The following is a 23,706-nucleotide window of genomic DNA, read 5'->3' on the forward strand; positions in this document are numbered from 1 at the left end:
CTTAGCTTTATGCTATGCTGACCAGCCAAAAGAAGTCCGAATACCGCTCCGAGCTATTCGCGCATTTAGACGGGATCGTTGTTGCTCCCGTAGCCTACGCTTTACATGAGCGAAAGGTCTTTGATACTCTTATCCAAGAGCAGGAAATTGTTCTAAGCGATCTGACCCGATCGTTCGGATGCAATGAGGGATACCTCAATGTAGGGCTGCGTATGATGGCCTCTCAGGGTTGGCTGGATTATCACCTGGACAACGAGCAGAATATCGTTAGGTTGCGGAAAAATGATAGGAGTTCACTGGCGTTTGAGTTTATGGGTCGCTATAAGGAGGTGGTGGATTTCATGAAGAATTCCGAGGCCTTTCACCCCCGTCATGTAGAGCGGGAACAATACAGCGAACTAAATCGCATCTTCCAGAAATACATAGATGGTCATTACGATGCCGTTTCCAAAGACAGCAATCGGATCGAAATCGAAGAGCAGATCAAAAAACACATAGAAGGGGTTTTGATCGGTCCAATCACCGTTTTACTGGGGATGGAAGGTATGTTTCACAAATACTTCATGGAGGCCTCCTTCCGGGCAGACGAATTTCACGAAGACCCCATCAGCTTCTCTAAGATCTTAGATTTCCTGACTTTTTTAGGTTGGTTTGAGAAACGCAATGAACATTACCGATTTACTGACAAGGGGCTCTTCTTTGCGAGAAGATCGTCTGCTTACGGAGTCACAGTCTCCTACATCCCTACATTCCGTCGCGTGGATGAGTTGATCTTTGGCAACGCCAATATTTTCAAGCGATCCATCCCAGGCAGCCCCGAAATACACGTGGATAGAGAGATGAATGTATGGGGCAGCGGAGGAGCTCACTCGGCTTACTTCAAAAAACTGGATGAAGTGGTCATGGCCTTGTTCAATAAGCCTATCCATGAACAACCCAAGGGAATACTGGACATGGGATGTGGGAATGGAGCCTTCCTCATCCACCTCTTTGAGGTCATCGAACAACGGACGCTAAGAGGTCAGATGCTAGAAGAACATCCACTTTTCCTGGTCGGTGTAGATTACAACCGGGCTGCTTTGAAGGTAACCAGGGCCAATCTGGTTAAGGCCGACATCTGGGCCAAGGTGATCTGGGGAGACATTGCAGATCCTGCCCAGTTGGAAAGTGACATCCAGGCCAGTTACGACATTGATCTAAGCGACCTGCTCAACGTAAGGACATTTCTGGATCACAACAGACCCTGGAGTGATCCCAAGGCCAAAAGAGTTGAAAAAAGCACCTCAACCGGAGCTTTTGCTTATGCCGGTGAACGATTGTCCAACGCAGATGTGGAACAAAATCTCAAAGAACATTTCCAGAACTGGGTGCCATATATTGGGAAATTTGGTCTTTTGATGATCGAACTGCACACGATTCCATCCGAGATTACCGCGGCAAATCTGGGAAAAACGGCTGCTACGGCCTATGATGCTACCCATGGATTCAGTGACCAATACATTCTGGAGTTGGATGTCTTTAACCGCATCATCGCGGAACTTGGTTTAAAAGCCCATCCAAATTACTTTTCAAAATATCCGAATAACGAATTAGCAACAGTGAGTATTAATTACTTAACCCTAGAGAACTGACCATGCAACCTATCTCACCCTTTCATTTGGCCATACCAGTAGACGATATACCCACTAACCGATCCTTTTATCGAGAGGTAATTGGTTGTGAGGAAGGTCGCAGTAGTGATCACTGGGTCGATTTCAACTTTTTTGGTCATCAATTGGTCATTCACTACAAAGACCCGGAACCAGGGGCCGAATTACATACCAACCCGGTAGACGGAAAAGCCGTCCCTGTCCCTCACTTCGGTGTGGTCCTTAGCATGGAACAATTTGAGGCTTTGAGTAACCGATTGAAAGAGCAAGAGATCGAATTCATCATAGAACCCTACATCCGTTTTCAGGGTGAGGTTGGCGAACAGGCAACCATGTTCTTTTCTGATCCTGCCGGAAATGCCTTGGAGTTCAAAGCTTTCAAGAATATCGATCAGTTATTCGCCAAATAGACTTCTTTCCCTTAATTCTTGAAATGGTTAAATTTATGATCTGATGAATCGACCAAATCAAATTCCTGTTGGGATCATTCAACAGCTGTTAGTCCTTTTGCTTATTGCCATTTTTGGCGGCTTGATATTCTGGGAGTTGTTACCCTATCTTTCCGGAGTTCTGGGAGCGATCACCTTGTATGTTCTCATGCGAGGGCCAATGGTACGGTTAGTTAAGCGAGGTTGGGGAAGAAATTTTACGGCCACCATATTATGTATTCTTTCATTCTTTGTAATCCTATTACCACTTTCCGGAGTCTTTGCCATGCTTGGCAGTAAGGTGGCTAAAGCTGTACAGAATTCGGAACGGGTTATCAGTATTTTCCAAAAGAACTTAAACGAGGTCGAGACCTATTTGGGTATTCCTTTGGGGTCTGATCTGGATATTGGTGCTATTACCAGTTGGTTGACCTCTAATTTGCAGAGTGTTGCTGGGGGAACCTTCAATGCCATTCTTGCCGTTGGTTTGATGTATTTCATATTGTTCTACCTGCTTACGGAACGAGCCTTCAGAAGATCACCCATTTTCAGCAGCCTGCCGTTCAGCAAGGAAAATATGGAATTGATCAGTGAGGAAATTCAAGCCATGGTAAAATCCAATGCCATCGGCATACCGTTAGTGGCTATTATTCAAGGGATCTTTGCTTTGATTGGATTCCTGATCTTTGGTACAGACGAGCCGTTTTTCTGGGCGGTCATTGTGACAATAGGATCCACCATTCCTTATGTGGGTACGGCAATTGGCATAGTACCCGTGTTTATCATTTCGTTATCTGCTGGGGATAATTTCGCGGCTTGGGGCGTACTGATCTACGGTATAGTCGTGGTTGGTACTTCAGATAATCTGGTCCGTTTGTACCTACTGAAGAAATTGGATGATGTCCATCCGCTGATCACCCTGGTCGGGATCGTAGTCGGTGTACCTTTGTTTGGATTTATCGGGCTAATCTTCGGTCCCCTGATGATCAGTCTTTTCCTGCTGCTGCTTAAGATCTATCACAAGGAGTATGGCCAGAATGAACCGATTAAAGAGGAAGTGAAAGTTTCTGAGATCCAGGATGCGTCGGAGGATTTGACCGATCCCTCAGATTAGGATCGTCGCTTCCTGGCCAATAAGGTATTGCTGAGCAACATGGCGATGGTCATGGGACCTACACCGCCAGGTACCGGTGTGATAAAGGAGGCTTTCTCTTTGACGGCATCATAATCTACATCACCTTTCAATACGTAGCCACGGGTAGCTTCTTCATCCACAACACGGGTAATACCCACATCGATTATCACGGCACCATCTTTAATCATACTCGCCTTCAGGAATTCCGGAACTCCCAAAGCGGTCACGATTATGTCTGCAGAACGGGTGAATTCTTCCAGGTTCTGTGTCCGGCTATGGGTAAGGGTAACGGTCGCATTACCGGGATTTCCCTTCTTGCTCAAAAGTATGCTCATGGGCCGGCCCACAATATTACTTCGTCCGATAACCACAACGTGTTTACCCTGTGTATCCACTTTATATCGCTTCAGCATTTCCATGATACCTGCCGGTGTTGCAGGCACAAAGGTCTCCATCTCCAGAGACATCTTCCCAAAGTTGGTCGGATGAAAACCATCCACATCCTTATCCGGATCAACAGCCATTAACACCTTTTGAGCATCAATTTGTTTTGGCAAAGGCAACTGAACAATGTAACCATCAATGTCGTCGTTGGCATTGAGTTCGCGAACTTGTTTCAGCAATTCTTCTTCGGTAGTGGTCTCTGGCAGATGAATGAGGGTCGATTCGAACCCAATGCGCTCACAAGCGCGCACCTTACTTCCTACATAGGTTAAACTGGCTCCATCATTACCAACCAGAACGGCCGCTAAATGTGGGACCTTTTCGCCCCTATCCTTCATTCCCGAGACCACTTCGGTGATCTCGTTCTTGATATCGTTGCTCAGTTTTTTTCCATCCAGTATTACCATAGGTGCAATTTGGGTTTGATTATCGCATTTTGTTCATCATCTGCATCATCTTGCGGCCGCCGCCTCCCTGCATCATCTTCATCATCTTGGCCATTTGATCAAATTGTTTCAACAATTGATTGACCTGCTGAACCGATGTTCCACTTCCCTTGGCAATACGCTTCTTTCGGCTCCCATTGATCAGGGTTGGACTGGTCCTTTCTTCCGGGGTCATGGAGTGAATAATGGCTTCAACATGCTTAAAAGCATCGTCGTCTATATCCACATCTTTCATGGCTTTACCCGCTCCGGGAATCATCCCGATCAGGTCCTTCATGTTCCCCATTTTCTTGACCTGTTGGATCTGCTTCAGGAAATCGTCAAATCCAAATTGGTTCTTGGCGATCTTCTTCTGCAGCTTACGGGCCTCTTCCTCATCAAACTGTTCCTGGGCACGTTCTACTAAGGAAACAACATCTCCCATCCCCAGGATACGATCGGCCATCCTTTCAGGATAGAAGACATCGATAGCATCCATTTTTTCACCTGTACCGATGAATTTAATGGGTTTGTTAACCACACTCTTGATCGAAATGGCGGCACCACCACGGGTATCACCGTCAAGTTTGGTAAGAATTACACCATCGAAATTGAGGCGATCGTTAAATGCCTTTGCTGTATTGACCGCATCCTGACCCGTCATGGAATCGACTACGAATAAGGTCTCCTGTGGCTGAATGGCAGAGTGGATGTTAGCGATCTCCGTCATCATTTCTTCATCCACAGCCAAACGTCCGGCAGTATCCACGATGACCACATTGTGACCGTTTTGCTTAGCATGGGCAATGGCATTGGTGGCAATTACAACCGGATCCATATTACCCTCTTCGCTGTAAACTTCTACCCCGATCTGTTCTCCAACCACATGCAACTGATTAATGGCGGCAGGACGATAGACATCACAAGCAACTAATAGCGGCTTTTTGGATTTCTTGGATTTCAGATAGTTGGCCAGTTTACCCGAAAAGGTGGTCTTACCACTACCCTGCAGACCCGACATCAGTATCACTGAAGGGCTAGCACTCAGATTTATTCCTGCTGCATCTCCTCCCATCAACTCGGTCAGCTCGTCCTTGACGATCTTGACCATCAATTGACTCGGTTTCAGGGAAGTCAGTACGTTTTGTCCCAGTGCCTTTTCCTTCACCCGATTGGTGAAATCCTTGGCTATTTTAAAGTTGACATCAGCATCTAGCAATGCCCGTCTAACCTCTTTCAAGGTTTCGGCTACATTGACCTCGGTAATGCTTCCGTGACCTTTTAAAACATGTAAGGCCTTATCTAACTTATCACTTAAATTATCGAACATCTGCTATCAGCATTTTTGCGAAAGGCAAAGATACAAATTAAGCCGCTGCCGACTTCGGAGGAATACGAAATTTTGTCGTATATTTAAGTGCCTGACAAACCGACACTTACCCGCTTTTATTTCCTAATTCTACCAATCCAATTCCCGGACTACTTAGTTTGTGGTTGATTGCTCCATTTTCGGACTTCTGCACCGAGTGATCGACTATTAACCAATACTCTCATATAATGAAAACAACCATTAAAAAATCCATGCAATGGGTCCTATGCCTGTTATGTATCAACCTGGGGCTGGCCCAAGGAGACTATCAAGCGTTTTGGGTACACGAGGACCATGTAAAACCTGCAATGCTTCAAGAATATGAACAGGTATCCAAGGAGTTTGTCGAAGCCTGCAAGAAGAACAATATTTCAGACCTTTCTTTCATCACCATGGCCACCGACGATTTTCGCTATGCCTATATCGGAGGTATTGAGAACATGGCGGCACTAGACAAGAATAGTTTTGCCGAAATGCAGGAAAAGATGGGGATGGAAGCTTTTGGTTCCATGATGAGTCGAATGGATAAGTGCTATACCGATCATATCGATTATGTATTGAACCTGGATCCGGAATTGAGCTATATGCCGGGCGGAATGACTCAAATGCCAGAAGGTATGAACTACAGGAGCAATACGCTTTATTATGTTTCCCCGGAGAATTACAGCAAGGCAAACGATGTCGCCAAGCGCTTTAAAGCACTTTTCGCTAAGAATAATTCCAAGATGCATTATAAAGTCTACCGCAGTGGATTTGGGGCACCGGCAACTTTCTTCCTGGTGGCCATAGCTGCGCAGAGTCCGGCTCATTTTGAAACCATGAATGCAGAAAACATGCAACTACTGGGGGAAGAAGGCGCCGCCCTAAATGCCGAATTAATGACCATCATTTCAGATATGGAGCCCATGCGCGGGTACATGAGACCTGACCTGTCTTACGCTCCCGCAAATAACTAACTAACCCTTATTAACCAACTATGAGAAAATTGATCATTTTAGGACTGGTCCTTGTTGGGGCCATCTCTTGTAAAGAAGCTGAAATTCGATATACCCAAGACTCACCAGAGATAAACGAGGTGAAAGGCCTGGTGGCCGATTATGTTGCGGGTAACTGGGACACCTTCCAGGCTCGGTACTCCGATACGGCCAAACTATATCACAACACCTGGGACGAACCTATCAGTCCGGGACAACGGCTGGGTGACACCCAGGCTTTGTTGAGCAATTTCAATGACTACAGTTTTGTCGAAGACCGTTCTGAATACGAAATGGTGATAACTGATAAAGGTGAAACTTGGGTCAATTTCTGGGGAGTCTGGAAAGGAACTATGATCGCAAACGCCAAAGAGATCATTATTCCGGTTCATATCACCGCTCGTTTTGTGGATGGTAAGATCGTCAGTGAATACGGTTATTGGGACAATTCACAGATGATGATGGCTATGCAGGAACTCGCTCAGCAAGCACAGTCTGAACCGGAGGAGCCTGAATAATCAATGATCGAATTCCTATAAAAGCGGAACCGCTCCCTGGGCACCTGGGAGCGGTTCTCATTCATAATAAAACTAACCAATCAAATTATGAATTTTGCTTACAGCGGAGGAAGGATCACTCGGTTGATCACGTGCACAACTCCGTTAGCTGCTTGAACGTTTGTCACTACGATATTGATCACACGTCCGTTTGGATCAGTGATAGTAGCTGCAGCTGCATTGATGGTGATATTTCCTCCCAGGGTACCTACATCTCCACTAGACAAGTCCTCCTCACGTACATTGGCTCCACCAATGACGTGGTAGTTGAGTGTCGCGGTCAGCGTGGCAGTATCCAGGTCACCTAGACCACCTAGTCCTAGCTCGGCCAACAGATCGCCAAAGGCATCGTTGGTTGGGGCAAATACAGTAAAGGGTGCAGGCTCTGTTCCGTTTGGCGTACTCAGTATCCCAGCAAAATCAGGTTGATCTTCTCTCGTCAGCGCAGCAACAAGGGTCTCAAAAGTTGGATCCGCAGTGGCGAATGTAACTACCGTTGGAAGACCGATAACAGCATCGACAACGTGTACTACTCCGTTGGCCGCAGTTTGGTCCGCAGCTGCAACAGAAGAAACTCCATTGATGCGAACACCATCTGCAGTACTGATATACATGCTCAGGTTATCTTCTCCTCCGAATGTAGCCAAGCTGCTCACATAGCCAGTAGAAAGATCAGTTGAAAGAGCTGTTCCGGTAAGAACATGGTTCAGAAGTACTTGCGTCAATACATCGACTGGAACATCGTCCAAGCTATCTAATCCTAGGCTGTCCAAAAAGGCCAGGAAAGCAGTATTGGTCGGAGCGAAAACAGTGAATTCTGCATTTCGGTCATTTAGCGTATCAACCAAACCGGCACGTCCCAGGGCATCAACCAAAATCGAAAGGTCTGCGTTCATCATGGCCAAGCCAGCAATTGTTGGGTTCACAACATCGATCGCCTCTTGTGGCAAGATCACTTTATCTATTGCGTGAACAATACCATTTGAAGACTGAACGTCAGTTGCAATGATGTTAGCTTTAATTCCAGTAGCATCAATGATACCAGGACCTCCATCCAATGTGATCAGGATGTCTTCTCCTTGGAAAGTAGTTACCTCTGCCCCTTCAGACAGGTCTCCTGCGCGGACATTGGAAGCGGCAATTACGTGATAATTTAAGACCGTTTGCAATAGGTCTACTGGGATCTGGTCCAGGGAATCCAGGCCAAGAGCTTCTAGCAAACCAGCAAAAGCATCGTTTGTTGGGGCAAATACAGTAAAGGGAGAGCCTTCAGTTCCCGATAACAGAGCAACATAGTCTACACCGTTCGTAGAACCAGCGACTAAGGCTTCAACTAAAACAGAAAAATCTGGATTTGCAGTAGCCTGAGTAACAACTGTAGGTATACCGATAACGGCATCCACCTGGTGGATTACACCATTACTTGCCTCTACATCAGCATTGGCGACTACGACAGAAGATACTCCGTTAACTCGTATGCCAGAGCTTAGGTCGACAAACAGGCTTAGGTTAAATCCAGTATCTCCGAATGAGGCTAGGGAGTTCAAATATCCAGTTGTAAGGTCTGTAGAAAATGCAGAGCCGTTCACTACGTGGTTAAGTAATGTCTCTGTCAAAACATCAACTGGCACTTCCTCCAGACTTGGGAAACCATTATCATTCAAGAATTGTTCGAAGGCTGCGTTGGTTGGCGCAAATAAAGTTCGCTCCTCTACCCCATCCAGTGCCCCTGTCAGCCCAGCTCTATTCAGTGCCGCGACCAATGAGGTGTAGTCGGAATTACTTTGTAAAATGTTCGTGATTGTGAAATCAGAGGAATCCGGATTGGTCGGATTGTTATCATCGTCATTGCTACATGCTACAACGGTGATCGCTAAAAAGGCAACAAATGCCCATTTAAATAGTTTTTTCATAATGCATTTTTTTAGCTTGATTAACTGCTTATGAAACAAACAAAGGGCATTTTTTACTACCCGAAATCCCCCAGTTTAATAATACTTTAACTTTTTGTTCAATCTTTATATAAAAAGATTAAACACTGTAAAAGCCTATAAATAGGGGTCTAGCGTAGTTTTTTGCCAAATTTTAGTTACAGAGGTCGATGGCATCCAGAATCACTTGTTCTAGAGCGGCGTCATCTTCTATGAGTTGAGTAGTACCTGTTTCCCAGATTACTTCCATGGGATAATTCATATTGACAAGTATGTTGGTAGGAAAGTCGTCAAGCCATTGGAAGGTCTGCTTGTCATGGTCTAATGAAACAGTTTCAAAACTACCCTGGGTGGCATCGTAAATGGCCAGGCGAATTGGATAGACCAAGTCGATGCAAGTCACTCGCTGATCGTAAAGAATACCCGCCTCACATTTGGTGATCTCAGTTAGGAATTCTTCGTGAACCTCTATGGTCGTAGACTCATAGTTCGCATAAGTGATCTCAATGGGATAGACAGGAACCAGTTCGTCGTTGGAATTAAAGGGTACAAGATCGGCAACCGAATTGATCTGATACGGCTCTCCGCTGTACATTACGGTATAAGGGAAGTTAACACTGAAACAACTGGAACGATCTACCACATCGTCGAAGGTCCCGTCGTGAGAGGTCACATTTTGAAGTAGGGATCTAAGCTGCAAGGCCAACCCTTCTTCATTGTTTTGATCTTGTTCATCTATAACTGTAAATTCCTCCTGTTGACAGGCAAACAAGGCACACACTATCATCAATCCCAGAACTCTCTTCATGGCGGTGATTTTTCTGTAATATAACAATTTAGGACATAGAATTCCTACCGTGAATTTCTTTCTATCTTTAGCCACTGGCAAAATGCTATGGAAAAAAAGTTGTTTGAAAATGTATGTCAGGAACAGATCTACAGTCAATTGTATCAACGACTTGCAAAAGATCTGCACGACTTCATTTATTTTAAATACGGCAACCAGGTCAATCCCGAGGACAAGGTTCATGAAGCCTTCATGAAGCTATGGCAGAACTGTGACAGTGTACCTCCGGAAAAGGCCAAGTCCTATTTGTTTACCGTAGCCAATAACCTGGTGCTAAACGAACTCAAACACAATAAGGTGGTCTACAAGTTCAAGCAAATCCCCAAACGCAGCGAAACCAACAAAACCCCTCATACTGAACTGGTGGAGGAAGAATATTTAGAACGATTCCAAGAGGCACTGAACAAGCTTCCCGAAGGACAAAGAATAGCATTTTTGTTGAACCGTGTCGAAGGCAAAAAACATCAGGAAATAGCGGACATGCTGGACATATCTCGGAAAGCGGTCGAAAAGCGCATCTATACAGCCTTAGACAAAATATTGAAGGAATTGGGAGAAATTCTGGAATAATGGTAGGAAAAAACGTCCCTCGGTTGTTCTATACTTGAAATTAGGTATGAAAAAGAAAGATTTAATTTCCAAATGGTTAGACCATGAGCTAACCGCTGACGAGCTCAAGGCGTTTGAAGCATCAAACGCCTTTGGTTCGTTGTCAAGGATAGATCAGGCTGCTGAATTAGTTCAGAAACCTGAACTGGATGTGGCGCTTTCTTACCAAAAGCTTAAAGCAAAGCGGGATCAGGTCCGTGAGAAAAGTCTCTGGAACTGGCGTCGTGCTGTTGTTAGCGTTGCTGCAGTTGCAGTGATTGCCCTTGGGCTTTTTTGGGTTGTATCCAATAACTCCGGAATGGTCCAGGTGATGACGGCCATGGGAGAAAAAACGGAACTTACTCTGCCAGATAGTTCTGAAGTCGTCTTAAATGCGGGATCTTCTCTGGAGTACGACCAAAACTGGGATGATGTTAGAGCTGTTCGTTTGAATGGGGAAGCCTTGTTCGAGGTCGAGGAAGGAAAAACCTTTACTGTAGAGACTTCAGTTGGAACGATCCAAGTCTTGGGAACTCGATTCAATGTAAAGAACCGCGATAATTGGTTTGAGGTCACTTGCTTTGACGGTTTAGTGGAAGTGAAGTTTGGAGCTTCCAATTATAAGCTGTCTGCCGGCAATTCCTTCAGACTGGTCAACGGGCAGCCGCATTGGGAAGAGACCTCAATGACGAATCCGGCCTGGGTTGCCAACAAATCGATCTTCAAGAGTGTACCGCTGTCTAGTGTCTTAAGCGAATTAGAGCGGCAATATGCCATTGAGATAGAGGCTACTGAAATCGATAAAAGTGTTATTTTTACGGGAAGTTTCACCCACGAGGATCTCGAAACAGCCCTTAGAGCCATAAGCATTCCGTTATCCCTGACCTTTGAGGTAAAAGAGAATTCCGTGACCTTAAAATAGATTGACGTGCCGTCACTGAAAAGGCATTTCATTATTCTCTTTTTCTGCATCTCCTCACTCAACCTGTTACAGGCGCAAAGCGAAAACCGGGAGGTACCCCTTACTCAATTCTTTCAGTCTTTAGAACAGCTTTTTGGTTGTAACTTTTCCTATCAGGACAGTGACCTGACCCATCACTATGTGCTACCGGAACAACGCAATAACCTCAATGAGTATCTGGATTTACTGTCCGAACTCACCCTATTCGACTATACATTGCTGCCGGATCTAACAGTTGCCGTAGCAACTAAACCTGATCTAACCTCCTACTGTGGGGTACTGATCGGGCGGGAGTCCGAACAGGTGGTAACCGGAGCTACCGTAAGAACGGCCTATCAAATTATGACGGTGCCGGAAAGTGGCATGTTCCGTGGCCTTGTAGCCAAGCCCAGTGAAGAGATATCGATTACCATGTCAGGCTACAACCCCATCCTCATTACTGCTGGCAACTTGGATGAAGCGGCATGCCCCAGATTGGTGATGACTCCACTACCCCAAGCCCTGGAAGAAGTTTATCTGCTAAACTTCCTGGCCAAGGGGATAGAGAAACGCCTGGATGGTTCACTGTTAATCAATTATGACGATTTCGACATTTTACCCGGGCTGATCGAACCCGATGTCCTGCAAACCATACAAGCCTTACCTGGGATACAATCCGTAAATGAGCGGGTTTCCGATATCAATATCCGTGGTGGCACCAACGACCAGAACCTCATCCTTTTGGACGGAGTTAAAATGTATCAAAGCGGACACTTCTTCGGATTGATCTCTGCGTTCAACCCCTTTCTGACCACCGAGGTCTCGGTTATCAAGAACGGCTCCCCGTCCCGTTTCGGTGATGGAGTTTCGGGTATCATTTCGATGCGCGGAGAGGAGGAGATCAACAAAGAATTCAGGGCAGGAGCAGGAACAAATCTAATCAGTGCTGATGCCTGGGTAGACGTACCACTTGGAGAAAAGGCTTCCTTGCAGGTTTCAGGAAGAACATCCATCAATGGCCTGGTGGAGACTCCTACTTTCAACGCCTATTTTGACCGGGTATTCCAAAATACCGAAGTGATATCAGAAAGTGATAGCGAGTCCGTTTCGGATGACGCCTTCAACTTTTTTGATACCTATCTCAGACTGTTGTATCAACCAACAGAAAAAGACTATATCAGGGCCAACTTCTTGGTCCTGGGTAACGACTTGACCTTCCTGGAAAATGCCAACGTGGATGGTATGTTGGAATCCAGGGGAAGTAACCTGGACCAGAACAACCTGTCCGGAGGATTCTTCTATCGACGAGACTGGAGCCCGGACTTTCGGACCATTTTTCAATGGTATGGCAGTAATTACGATCTGGAAGCTCGCAACGTAGACGTGATCAACAATCAGGAGCTAGTGCAGCAGAACCAAGTTGAAGAAACTGGGTTTAGAGTGCGTGGTATCTACGATTTAACGGCAAGATTTGCACTAGAGTTGGGTTATCAATTCAACGAAACGGGTATCACCAATTTCGAACGGATCAACAATCCCGACTTCGAAAGGACCGATAAACAAGTGATCCGAACCAATAGTCTGTTCGCGGATGCTACCTATGTGACCAATGACAATAAGACCGTATTATCTGGCGGAATCCGGTTCAATCATATTGGAAAATTTGATGAGATCAAGGTCGAACCACGTCTGAGGATCAATCATCGTTTTAGTGACCGGTTGAGCTTGGAACTTCTTTCCGAGATCAAGAGCCAGACTACTTCCCAAATCATCGATTTCCAATCGGACTTCTTGGGTGTGGAGAACCGAAGATGGGTATTGTCTTCTCCAGATGTTTTGCCCATTATCATGGGACGGCAAATTTCCCTGGACCTCATCTATGTGAATCAGGGCTGGCAGTTAAGCGTAGAGCCCTATTTAAAGGAGATCGATGGAATTTCGGCTCAAAGCCAAGGTTTTCAAAATCAATTTCAAAACGTCAGAACAACAGGAAGATATACGGTAAAAGGTGTAGATCTCCTGATCGATAAACGCTTCCAGAAGATCAATACCTGGTTGGGATATTCCTTTGCGGATAATAGCTATCGGTTTCCGGAATTAAACCCAAGTGAATTTCACAACAACCTGGATGTTACCCACACACTCAGTTATGGTATCAATTACAGCTGGAAGGATTTTAAATTAGCCGCTGGCCTGAACTGGCACAGTGGAAAGCCCACTACCAGACCCGTTCCCGGTGAAGAGATAATCGACGGACAGATCAACTTTCAACCTCCTAACAGCGACAATATCGACGATTATTTCAGGGTAGATCTCTCCGGCACCTATCGGTTTATGATCGGATCAAAGATCAAGGCTTTTGCCGGACTCTCAGTCTGGAATCTTTTCGATAATGAGAATGTGGTCAACAACTTTTACAGGATCAATTCTGCAGGAGAAATAGAGGAGGTAAATGAGCTCTCATTGAGCTTTACCCCTAACGCCAGTTTTCGGATCGAATTCTAAGTGAAATAGCTATCTTTAATCCACGTCAATCAATATCCTAATCGTAAATCAATTCTGGAAATGAAACAACTAATTACGGTCATGATCATGGCCCTGTTCACTGTGGCCGGTTGGACGCAAACCGATATGGAATTAGCTCAATCTACCGTCACTCAAGACAAGATAAAGGGGCATATCTACTTTCTAGCCGATGATCTGCTGGAAGGTAGGGAAACCGGAACCCAGGGAAATAAAATAGCAGCCGCTTATTTGGCGAATACCCTAAGAAGTTATGGGGTTAAACCCAATCCCGAATCTGGAAATTTCTACCAGGAAGTCATACTGCAAAAGACAACTCCCCATACGCGAATTGAGCTCAAACTGGGTGGTAAAGCTGTCAAGAACACAGTCGTCCTGGCCGGCAACAAGATCAACTACACTGGAGGGGCGGTCTTTGTAGGTCATGGATTGGAAGATGATTACAAAGGCAAGAATGTCAAGGGTAAGATTGTTTTCATGCGGGCCGGAGGCCCAGATGGTGGCACAGCTCAACAAGCCTTCAGACTAAGAAAGCAAAAGGAGGCGCTTGCCAAGGAGAAGGGAGCTATTTCCATGATCGAATTCTTACAAGCCGAAGAAAATATGTGGGGCTATATCGAACACAACTTCAATACGGATCGGCTGGGAATGAAGGACCCGGAGAAGATCAAGAAAGAACAGACCGTAAAAGGTGAGATGAATTTTACCTATCTCTGGATAAAGGATGAGTTTGGTCAGCTGGCTGTAAACATGGAAAAGAATCCGGAGCAGCCTGTTCAGCTCTTGGTTTCCGGAAGCCAAAAGATTCCTGTGAAAACTCAAAACGTGATCGGCTGGGTAGAGGGCACTGATCCCGAATTAAAAAATGAGTTCATTATCTATTCGGCTCACTACGACCACGTGGGGATTGGAACCCCGGACGAAACAGGAGACGCTATCTACAACGGTGCCAGGGACAATGCCGTAGGTACAACTACTGTATTGAGCATGGCGGAAAACCTGGCAAAACACCCAACAAAGCGGTCTGCTTTGTTCATTCTCTTTACTGGGGAAGAAAAAGGGCTATTGGGAAGTAAGTACTATGTGGAGAACCCAGTGCTACCACTCAATCAGATGGTCTACTGCTTCAACTCTGACAATGGTGGATACAATGATACATCTCTGGCCACCATCATCGGATTACCCCGCACTACTGCAGAGCAGAATATCAAAGATGCTGTTTCTGCCTTTGGCCTGACCGCCATTGACGATCCTGCTGCCGAGCAAGGGCTGTTTGACAGAAGTGATAATGTGAATTTTGCCGCTGTCGGCATCCCGGCACCTACCTTTTCCTTAGGCTTCCGTTCCTTTGATGGTGAAGTAACCAAATACTATCACCAACCCGGAGACCATGCGGATTCCATGGATTATGACTACCTGGAGAAATTCTTCAAGTCCTATGTATTAGCCGGAAGAATGATCGCCAATGACCCACAGACCCCATTCTGGACTGCAGGAGATAAATATGAAGAGGCCGGTAAGGAACTTTATCAGGTAAGCGGAGTTAAGAATTAGATGGTTTCCACATAAATAGAAAGACCCGCCTGGCACAGGGCGGGTCTTTTATTTCGGGGGCAATAATTGCCCAAACTTACTGAATTTTAATCACATACGCTCCGGAACCGATATCCCAAGCAGGTCAAATCCAAGCCGGATAACCTCTCCAGTTGCTTCTGATAGTTGAACACGGAATTGGATCTTCTCCGGGCTTTCTGCACCAAAGATGGGAACATTCTGGAAAAAGGAGTTGTAAAATTTCACCAGATCGTAGGTATAATTGGCAATAAGCGCAGGACTATAAGCGTCTGCAGCGGCTTGAAGTACTTCAGGAAATAACATCAGCTGCTTCAGTACATCTTTCTCACGGTCTTCGAGATCCACATCTACGCGACCCGAACCAATTGATTCGTCTTCATTGGCTTTACGCAAAATGGACTGTATCCGTGCATAGGTATACTGAATGAAAGGGCCTGTATTGCCTTGGAAATCGACGCTCTCCTCTGGGTTGAACAGTATTCTTTTCTTCGGGTCGACCTTGAGAATATAGTACTTCAAAGCTCCCAGCCCAATGATGTGGTAGAGCTGTTGCTTCTCCTCTTCAGAATAACCTTCTAACTTCCCGAGCTCAGAAGAAATGTCTCCGGCGGTTTGATCCATTTGTGCCATCAGATCGTCGGCGTCCACTACCGTTCCTTCCCGGCTCTTCATCTTTCCGGAAGGCAGATCGACCATGCCGTAGCTCAGATGATATAAATTCTCCGCCCAGGTATAACCCAATTTTTTCAGTATCAGGAATAATACCTTGAAGTGGTAATCCTGTTCATTTCCTACTGTGTAGATCATCCCGGTGATATCCGGGTTATCCTTCACCCGTTGGATCGCTGTACCGATGTCTTGGGTCATATAGACCGCCGTACCGTCACTGCGCAGCACCAGCTTCTCGTCCAGTCCATCTTCGGTCAGATCACACCAAACTGAACCGTCTTCTTTTTTAAAGAAAACTCCTTTGGCCAGGCCTTCCTCTATATTGTCCTTACCTAGCAAGTAGGTATTGCTTTCGTAGTAATAACTGTCGAATGAAACTCCCAGGTTTTGATAGGTTTGCTCGAAGCCCTCGTACACCCAGCCGTTCATGGTCTTCCAAAGCTGGACCACTTCGGGCTCTCCTGCTTCCCATTGCCTGAGCATCTGCTGGGCCTCCAAGAGTGATGGTGCCTGAGCCTTGGCCTCTTCTTCTGTCTTCCCTTCATTCATTAATTGGGAAACCTCAGCTTTGTAATCTTTATCGAACTGCACGTAGAAATCCCCTACCAATTTATCGCCTTTTACTCCGGCACTTTCTGGAGTTATTCCGTTGCCATGGCGTTTCCAGGCTAACATGCTCTTACAGATGTGGATCCCTCTGTCGTTGATGATCTGGGTCTTGTACACCTTTCTTCCGGCTGCTGCCAGGATTCGAGAGACGGAATCCCCCAACAGTATGTTCCTGATATGCCCCAGGTGGAGTGGCTTATTGGTATTAGGAGAAGAGAACTCCACCATAACGGTTTGATCCGTGATATTATCAAGCCCATAGCGCGAATAATCAGGAGTCCGGTAGAACTGCTCTAACATATAGGAATCGCTCAATACGATGTTCAAAAATCCTTTGACCACATTGAAGCCTACCACTTCCGTCAAGTTCTTTTCCAGGAACTCACCTATGGTCTGTCCAATTACAGCCGGATTTCCCTTAATAGATCTGAGCATAGGAAAAACAACCACGGTGATATCTCCTTCAAACTCCTTGCGAGTGGCCTGGAATTCGACCGAAGGAAGTTCTACCTGATAGCTTTCCAGTATGGCGCGCTTAACATTTTCGGAGATCAGTTCTTGAAGCAATGTATTTTGATTTATGGATTTTGAACAAAATTCGCCTTAAAAATCCGTTGATATTCTAGGCCGCAAAGATAGTTTTTTTATGCATGGATTGTGGGTTATCTTTGTGTTGATGCTGTTTAACGTATCCTATAATAACCCTGCTGTTCGAAAGCAAATAGATTCGGAGATCGGAAAGCCTTATACCCTGGCGGAGCGGCTCCGGCTAAAGGGAATAGGTTCTCCTCGATTGGTCATTTCTGAAGCCAGTATTCAGATCCACAATCTCCTCATTCTGGACAACAACCGGAATTATGCGAATATCGAGTTAAGACCTGGAGGAATCCTTGTAGGTTTTCGTTCACTTTTGGAATCCTATGCCCTGGTCATTCCCTTTCACAAATTGACAGTATACAAGACCGATGCGAATGTTTACACCATTCATCGCGACAATTATTTTGTGCGTATTGAATTGCGGAATCGCGATAAGTCCATACATAGATTCATGCAGAAACTGACCCAACTTAAAACTGAGGCCATGGGGGATAGAATTGAGGACTTATGATCAACTTTTTAAATACTCAGTTTTAGTAGACCATCCTATGCGCGTTCTTCGATATTTATTGGCCCTGGGTGGAGTTGGATTGATTGTTCTTGCCATATCGAATTGGATAAGGCCTTTTGACCAATTTGAAGGGCAATCCCTGCCAATGGCAGGTCTTGGAGTTCTGTTGATCTTAGGTGTACAACTCAGCCAAAAAAGGCGAAGATAGCGCTCATGATGTGGCTTTGTGACGAGCATTGATTATCTTTAGTCAAAGCTGTGAAAATGAAGATATTATTGACCGGCGCCAATGGTTATATTGGCATGCGCTTGCTACCCTTGCTCCTCAGAGCTGGTCATGAAGTAGTATGTGCCGTAAGAAATCGGGATAGACTATCGATTACAGAGGATATCAGAAGGCAGGTCCAAATTGTTGAGATCGATTTTCTAAAGGATGTTGTTCCCGATCTCTTGCCAAAGGATATCGACATCGCTTTTTACCTGATCCATTCGATGACTTCCTCTACAGATTTTACGGACAAGGAAGAACGATCGGCAAATGTTTTCAACGAATACCTTGCAGAAACCAACTGCCGGCAGGTAATTTACTTGGGCGGTATCGCCAATGAAGAAAATCTTTCACCTCACTTATGGTCCAGGCGCAATGTGGAGGAGACTTTGGGGTCCGGAGAGGCTGCACTAACCGTCCTGAGGGCAGCGATCATAGTGGGCTCGGGCAGTGCCTCCTTTGAGATCATTCGTGACCTTTGTGAAAAACTACCGATAATGATTACCCCCAAGTGGGTCAAAACGCGTTGTCAACCTATTGCCATTCGCAATGTAATGCAATACCTGATTGGGGTCATAGACCGAAAGGATTGTTTCAATCAAACTTTTGACATTGGTGGCCCCGACATTCTCAGCTATCGCTCAATGATGCAAGAGTATGCCCGTTTCAGAAAGTTGAGATTATTTATCATTGACGTCCCTTTCTTATCACCTAAATTGTCTTCTTACTGGTTGTATTTTGTGACTTCCACCTCCTATAAGTTAGCGCTGAACCTAGTAGACAGCATGCGGGTCGAGGTTATAACTAAAGACACCCGCCTGCAGGATATGCTTGACATAGAGCCTATCTCCTATCGCGATGCCCTGGAAATGGCCTTTAAACGTATCCGGCAAAATCAGGTGGTTTCCAGTTGGAAGGACTCCATGGTCAGTGGGATCATGGACCAGGAGGTCAGGGACTATATCAAGGTGCCGGAATACGGCTGCCTCAAAGACAAACAACAGATTATTCTAGAAGATACTGAAGTAACGCTCGATAAGATCTGGGCCATCGGCGGAAAGAACGGCTGGTATTATGCCAATTGGCTATGGAGAATAAGAGGAACACTGGACAAAGTGGTAGGTGGTGTAGGACTCAGGCGTGGCCGAACTCATCCCGATAAGATCTATGAAGGTGATGCCTTGGATTTCTGGAGAGTAATTCTTGCCGATCGCGACAAACGCAGATTACTGCTTCTGGCAGAAATGAAAGTTCCAGGAGAAGCTTGGTTAGAGTTTGAGATCGATGACCAAAATATCCTTCATCAAACTGCTACTTTTCGACCCAAAGGCTTGTGGGGTCGATTGTATTGGTATGCCATGCTGCCCTTCCACTATTTTATTTTTGATGGGATGATCAGGAAATTAGCCGATAGTCGGTAGTCGGTAGTCGGTAGTCGGTAGTCGGTAGTCGGTAGTCGGTAGTCGAACCAAAAGAATTCCTGCTCACTGCTTGCTAAGTAAATCGATTCACGATTCACGATTCACGATTCACGATTTCTACCTTGGGGCCCCTAAACCCCTCACGGGAACAAAGTATTGATTTCATCAATAGACTCCTAATCCTTTTCGGTAGTCTAAAGCTTATTCATGAAAGGTCCTATCGGAATTCAAGTAACCCGATCGCTCAAGGGCACGAGTCAGTAGTCAGTAGTCAGTAGTCAGTAGTCAGTAGTCAGTAGTCAGTAGTCAGTAGTCAAAATATCCTATTTGTCTACGCCTCATTCTTCAATCTTCACGCTTCGGCAAAAACACTTCCGCCATCATACACCTGGCACTACCACCTCCGCAGGTTTCTATGATGGTCAGATCACTGCTGATGATCCCACCAAATTTACGTAATGTATCGATCTGTTCTTGATCCAGGCTATCATAGGCAGCCTGGCTCATAACGGTATATTTCTGATCGGCCCTTGAACCTGAAGCATATTACCCGCAAAATGATTCATTTGTTCCTCGCTAATATCAATAATGATCTTACCGTCCTCTTTCAGAGAATTGGTCACCGCTTTCCTCTCGGATTTATCGTCTATGGCAGACAGACAGATCACACAGAATTCTTCCCCAAGGCACATCATCACATTGGTGTGATATATGGGTAATCGTTGGCCGTCGACGGACTGATTCGCCGTAAAAATGACTGGGGTAAATTCAAAATCTTCGCAGAATTCAATCACCAATTCTTCATCTGCTCTGGCCGAAAGCGCACAATAAGCCTTCCTATTGACACGATCTAATAGTAAGCTGCCAGTACCCTCCAGAAATAGTCCTTCATCTTCAGCGGAGGAGTAATCCACAACCTGTTGGATGAGCATTCCTTCTTCTTCAACTTTTACAAGAACCTCTTCCCTGCGTTCACGTCTTCTATTCTCTGCAAACATGGGATAAAGGGCAACGGTGCCGTTGTCGTGAAAACTGATCCAGTTATTGGGAAATACGGAGTCTGGAGTGTCCAATTTCGCTTCATCGTCTACAACGATCACTTTAACACCCGCATCCCTTAGTTTTTTGACAAAGGAATCGAATTCTTGACGTGCCCGATCATTGAGTCGTTCTGGATCTATGGCCGTTTGCTGTTGGAAGAAATTATTGACCGCAGTTAGCTCGTTTGTGCGAAAACTAGCTGGTCGGATCATCATTAAGGTATCGGTAATCTGTCTCATTTATCGCTTGGTCATGGGTAAGCAAAAATAGCGTAATTTAAAATCCGATTAGACCGAAAAGACAATTATCCAATGACAGAAAAGGAAAAAATGTTAGCTGGGGAGATGTATGATCCACTCGATCCGCAATTAGCTGAAGAACGGTACCAAGCCCGATTACTTTTTCAGGAATTTAATAAGATTGACGAAAACAATAAAACCAAGCGCAACGAAGTCTTAGGAAAATTAATTCCGCATACTGGATCCGATCTATGGGTAGAACCTCCGTTCTATTGTGATTACGGCAGCAACATAATCATGGGAAATCAAGTGTTCATGAATTTCAACTGTTGTATACTGGATGTCATGCAAGTGAAAATGGGCGATAGAGTAATGCTGGGTCCTCAGGTTCAGATATATACTGCTACCCATCCACTAAAGGCCAAAGCGAGGAGTTCGGGAAGGGAGTTTGCCAAGCCCATCACTATAGGTAACGATGTCTGGATAGGCGGTAATGCCACCATTTGTCCGGGTGTGAATATAGGTAATGGTGTCGTGATAGGAGCCGGTTCTGTTGTTACAAAAAATATACCGGACAACTGCTTCGCAGCTGGCAATCCCGCTAGGGTAATACGAGAAATTGAGAACGATTAGATCAGTTGGCTTCCCGAATCAGTGGCATGGTGCTGCATCGCAGTAGCCCTCCCTGTTTTGCGATCTCATTGTAATTCACTTCTTCTACGGTAAACCCATGAGATCTTAACCAGTCATTTAGACGGGTAAAATTGCGTTCGGAGATCACCACATCAGGTGATATGGAAAACACATTGCTGAACATAGCCGCCATCTCTTCCTTGGTGATGTGAAAACAGTTCTTCTCACCAAAATGGTCTATAAGCCACTGATACTCTTCTTCCTCAAGGAAGGCATCTCTGTGAATAATTGCCTTACCTCTTCCCAAGGGTTGAAAACAACAATCCAGGTGAAGAGCTGAGTTCAATGGATCCGTATTCGACTTTTTGAGATTGAACGAAACCACTTTTCTCTCAGGAAATAACTCCTGCAGGGCCTCAACCGCTGCCATATTGGTCCTGGCAGTAATGTAATCAGGATAGTCGTCTCCACGATATGTTCCCACGAGAAGGTAATCCCCCCATGGCATCACATCACCGCCTTCCACATGACATTCGTCCGGAAGAATGATCCGTTTGGACTTGTCCACCGTTATCCAAACGTATTCGGTGGCTTCCACCTCTCGCTTACGATCGGGCAGAATATTGGCAATAATGATCTTATCATCAATGACAAAGGAGATATCCCTGGCAAATATCTGGTTATAATCTTCCAATACTTCAGGTCGATAAACCTGCACCCCATAGCGCTTCAAGACATCAGCTACCTCCTCCATCTGGGAGACCATGTCGGCTTCTTCGGGATAGGTTCCGGCAAGTATGTGTTGTAGGGATTTAGGATCGTAAGCATCCTCTGGTTGTGGTATGGGACCATTGCTTGTGGCTATCCCAAGGACAACCGCTTTAAGCGGGGAAATTTCGTCCGTAATATGTAACTCCATAGAATAAAAAAGCACCTCCGGAAAAGAGATGCAATATGTGTGATGGCTTAACGGTATTCGATATCCTTAAATGGGCGATGAGTTTCTCCGATATAGATCTGTCTTGGTCGCCCGATGGGCTCCTTCCGAAGTCTCATTTCGCGCCATTGAGCGATCCAGCCAGGCAAACGGCCAAGGGCAAACATGGCAGTAAACATTTCCACTGGGATTCCCAATGATCTGTAAATGATACCCGAATAGAAATCTACGTTAGGGTAAAGTTTGCGATCTACGAAGTACTGATCTTCCAGGGCCTCTTTTTCCAGACCTTTGGCAATGTCCAATACCGGATCATCCACTCCCAGGTCGTTCAATACCTCATCGGCGGCCTTTTTAATAATTCGTGCCCGAGGATCAAAATTCTTATAAACGCGGTGACCAAAGCCCATTAGTCTGAACGGATCACTTTTATCTTTGGCCTTCGCCATATACTTCTTGGTATCTCCACCATCTTCCTTTATTCCTTCGAGCATTTCGATCACGGCCTGATTGGCACCTCCGTGAAGCGGACCCCACAGTGCACTAATTCCAGCCGAGATAGATGCAAACAGCCCGGCGTGCGAAGATCCGACTATCCTAACCGTGGAGGTAGAACAGTTTTGCTCGTGATCGGCGTGCAGAATAAGCAACTTATCCATGGCCTCAGTAATCACCGGATTAGAAACATACTCCCCGCTCGGACTTTTGAACATCATCTTCAGGAAGTTCTCTACATAACCAAGTGAGTCGTCACCGTACTCCAAAGGCAGTCCGGCTCGCTTTCTGTGCGCCCAGGCCGTGAGCACAGGAAACTTACCTAGTATGCGCACTATGGCATTGTACATCTCCTCCTCGCTATCAACATTGACAGAAGATGGGTTAAAGGCTATAAGTGCTGATGTTAGTGAGGACAGCACACCCATGGGATGAGCAGACTTCGGAAATCCATCTACGATCTTCTTGACATCCTCATCAACATGAGAGTTCTTTTTGATATCAGCATGGAATTTCTCCAGCTGATCCGTATTGGGCAACTCTCCAAAGATCAACAAATAAGCTACTTCCAAGAAGTCGGCCTTTTCTGCCAACTCCTCGATAGAATACCCCCTGTAACGCAAGATCCCTTCTTCTCCATTGAGAAAGGTAATTGCACTTTCACAGGAGCCGGTGTTCTTATAGCCCGGATCAATGGTTGTAACACCTTTGGTAACACCTCGCAAGGTTTTAATGTCGATAGCTACTTCATTTTCAGTACCTACGACCAAAGGCAATTCATACTGATTTCCATTTATTTCCAGTTTGGCTGTGTTACTCATTGAAATGATGATTTTAGGGGGGTGATTTTCGAATTGCTAAATTACGAATTATTGCCCTATTTTTTTAACATTTCCGCAAA

At 45.5% G+C, this 23,706-nt stretch carries 19 protein-coding genes and 1 pseudogene; 12 read left to right on the forward strand and 8 right to left on the reverse strand.

The annotated features are described in order from the left end of the window. Positions 1-14 precede the first annotated feature (14 nt). Genes BST85_RS08350 through BST85_RS08360 form a run of 3 tightly spaced genes read left to right on the forward strand, consistent with a single transcriptional unit; the run spans position 15 to position 3,191 of the window. The gene (locus BST85_RS08350; protein WP_104812825.1) at positions 15-1,631 is read left to right on the forward strand and encodes a class I SAM-dependent methyltransferase; all 1,617 of its coding nucleotides are present in this window, start codon (positions 15-17) and stop codon (positions 1,629-1,631) included. Positions 1,632-1,633: 2 nt separating this feature from the next. Then, entirely contained in the window at positions 1,634-2,059 is a 426-nt protein-coding gene (locus BST85_RS08355) for a VOC family protein (RefSeq protein WP_104812826.1), read from the forward strand. Positions 2,060-2,102: 43 nt separating this feature from the next. Next, positions 2,103-3,191 carry an AI-2E family transporter gene (locus BST85_RS08360; RefSeq protein ID WP_104812827.1) on the forward strand — a complete coding sequence of 363 codons (1,089 nt, stop codon included), beginning with the start codon at positions 2,103-2,105 and terminating at the stop codon, positions 3,189-3,191. Here the strand turns inward: BST85_RS08360 and folD are convergent. Further along, positions 3,188-4,063, reverse strand: coding sequence for a bifunctional methylenetetrahydrofolate dehydrogenase/methenyltetrahydrofolate cyclohydrolase FolD (gene folD / locus BST85_RS08365; protein WP_104812828.1), 876 nt, complete (start codon positions 4,061-4,063; stop codon positions 3,188-3,190). The two genes, BST85_RS08360 and folD, sit on opposite strands and share 4 nt — an antisense overlap. A 19-nt stretch (positions 4,064-4,082) precedes the next feature. After that, a complete protein-coding gene (gene ffh / locus BST85_RS08370; protein ID WP_104812829.1) occupies positions 4,083-5,411 on the reverse strand; it encodes a signal recognition particle protein in 1,329 nt (442 codons plus the stop codon). Positions 5,412-5,638: 227 nt separating this feature from the next. Between ffh and BST85_RS08375 the strand changes: the two genes are divergently transcribed. Next, a complete protein-coding gene (locus BST85_RS08375) occupies positions 5,639-6,406 on the forward strand; it encodes a hypothetical protein (RefSeq protein ID WP_104812830.1) in 768 nt (255 codons plus the stop codon). 20 nt (positions 6,407-6,426) lie between these two features. Next, positions 6,427-6,942, forward strand: a complete 516-nt coding sequence (locus BST85_RS08380) for a nuclear transport factor 2-like protein (protein WP_104812831.1) — start codon at positions 6,427-6,429, stop codon at positions 6,940-6,942. A gap of 98 nt (positions 6,943-7,040) precedes the next feature. On the opposite strand, the gene BST85_RS08385 is transcribed toward BST85_RS08380, so the two are convergent. Beyond that, positions 7,041-8,894, reverse strand: a complete 1,854-nt coding sequence (locus BST85_RS08385) for a fasciclin domain-containing protein (protein WP_104812832.1) — start codon at positions 8,892-8,894, stop codon at positions 7,041-7,043. A 172-nt stretch (positions 8,895-9,066) separates the two neighbouring features. Then, the gene (locus BST85_RS08390; protein ID WP_146090687.1) at positions 9,067-9,720 is read right to left on the reverse strand and encodes a hypothetical protein; all 654 of its coding nucleotides are present in this window, start codon (positions 9,718-9,720) and stop codon (positions 9,067-9,069) included. 87 nt (positions 9,721-9,807) lie between these two features. Between BST85_RS08390 and BST85_RS08395 the strand changes: the two genes are divergently transcribed. From BST85_RS08395 to BST85_RS08410, 4 genes are read left to right on the forward strand one after another with little or no spacing between them, the layout of a single operon-like run. Beyond that, on the forward strand, positions 9,808-10,329 hold the full coding sequence (locus tag BST85_RS08395) for an RNA polymerase sigma factor (protein WP_104812834.1): 522 nt from the start codon (positions 9,808-9,810) through the stop codon (positions 10,327-10,329). Between the two features lie 46 nt (positions 10,330-10,375). After that, positions 10,376-11,269, forward strand: a complete 894-nt coding sequence (locus BST85_RS08400; RefSeq protein ID WP_104812835.1) for a FecR family protein — start codon at positions 10,376-10,378, stop codon at positions 11,267-11,269. A 6-nt stretch (positions 11,270-11,275) separates the two neighbouring features. Continuing rightward, the gene (locus tag BST85_RS08405; RefSeq protein WP_104812836.1) at positions 11,276-13,792 is read left to right on the forward strand and encodes a TonB-dependent receptor plug domain-containing protein; all 2,517 of its coding nucleotides are present in this window, start codon (positions 11,276-11,278) and stop codon (positions 13,790-13,792) included. Positions 13,793-13,852: 60 nt separating this feature from the next. After that, positions 13,853-15,364 (forward strand): M28 family peptidase, encoded by a 1,512-nt coding sequence (locus tag BST85_RS08410; RefSeq protein ID WP_104812837.1) that lies wholly within the window; start codon positions 13,853-13,855, stop codon positions 15,362-15,364. A 90-nt stretch (positions 15,365-15,454) separates the two neighbouring features. Here BST85_RS08410 and argS read toward each other — a convergent pair whose 3' ends face one another. Further along, positions 15,455-17,230 (reverse strand): arginine--tRNA ligase, encoded by a 1,776-nt coding sequence (gene argS, locus BST85_RS08415; RefSeq protein ID WP_104812838.1) that lies wholly within the window; start codon positions 17,228-17,230, stop codon positions 15,455-15,457. 109 nt (positions 17,231-17,339) lie between these two features. Between argS and BST85_RS08420 the strand changes: the two genes are divergently transcribed. After that, the gene (locus tag BST85_RS08420; RefSeq protein ID WP_104813962.1) at positions 17,340-17,771 is read left to right on the forward strand and encodes a hypothetical protein; all 432 of its coding nucleotides are present in this window, start codon (positions 17,340-17,342) and stop codon (positions 17,769-17,771) included. A 264-nt stretch (positions 17,772-18,035) separates the two neighbouring features. Further along, positions 18,036-19,460: an SDR family oxidoreductase gene (locus tag BST85_RS08425; RefSeq protein ID WP_104812839.1), complete on the forward strand. Its 1,425-nt coding sequence runs from the start codon at positions 18,036-18,038 to the stop codon at positions 19,458-19,460. A 345-nt stretch (positions 19,461-19,805) separates the two neighbouring features. Here BST85_RS08425 and ctlX read toward each other — a convergent pair. Beyond that, a pseudogene (gene ctlX, locus BST85_RS08430) lies at positions 19,806-20,740 on the reverse strand (citrulline utilization hydrolase CtlX). A gap of 72 nt (positions 20,741-20,812) precedes the next feature. On the opposite strand from ctlX, the gene BST85_RS08435 reads away from it, so the two are divergent. Beyond that, entirely contained in the window at positions 20,813-21,373 is a 561-nt protein-coding gene (locus BST85_RS08435; RefSeq protein WP_104812840.1) for a sugar O-acetyltransferase, read from the forward strand. A 1-nt stretch (position 21,374) separates the two neighbouring features. On the opposite strand, the gene BST85_RS08440 is transcribed toward BST85_RS08435, so the two are convergent. Both BST85_RS08440 and BST85_RS08445 read right to left on the reverse strand, forming a co-directional pair. Beyond that, positions 21,375-22,292 carry a dimethylarginine dimethylaminohydrolase family protein gene (locus BST85_RS08440; protein WP_104812841.1) on the reverse strand — a complete coding sequence of 306 codons (918 nt, stop codon included), beginning with the start codon at positions 22,290-22,292 and terminating at the stop codon, positions 21,375-21,377. A 47-nt stretch (positions 22,293-22,339) separates the two neighbouring features. Then, entirely contained in the window at positions 22,340-23,626 is a 1,287-nt protein-coding gene (locus BST85_RS08445; protein ID WP_104812842.1) for a citrate synthase, read from the reverse strand. Positions 23,627-23,706 lie beyond the last annotated feature (80 nt).

This window comes from Aureitalea marina, assembly GCF_002943755.1.
GTDB lineage: Bacteria > Bacteroidota > Bacteroidia > Flavobacteriales > Flavobacteriaceae > Aureitalea > Aureitalea marina.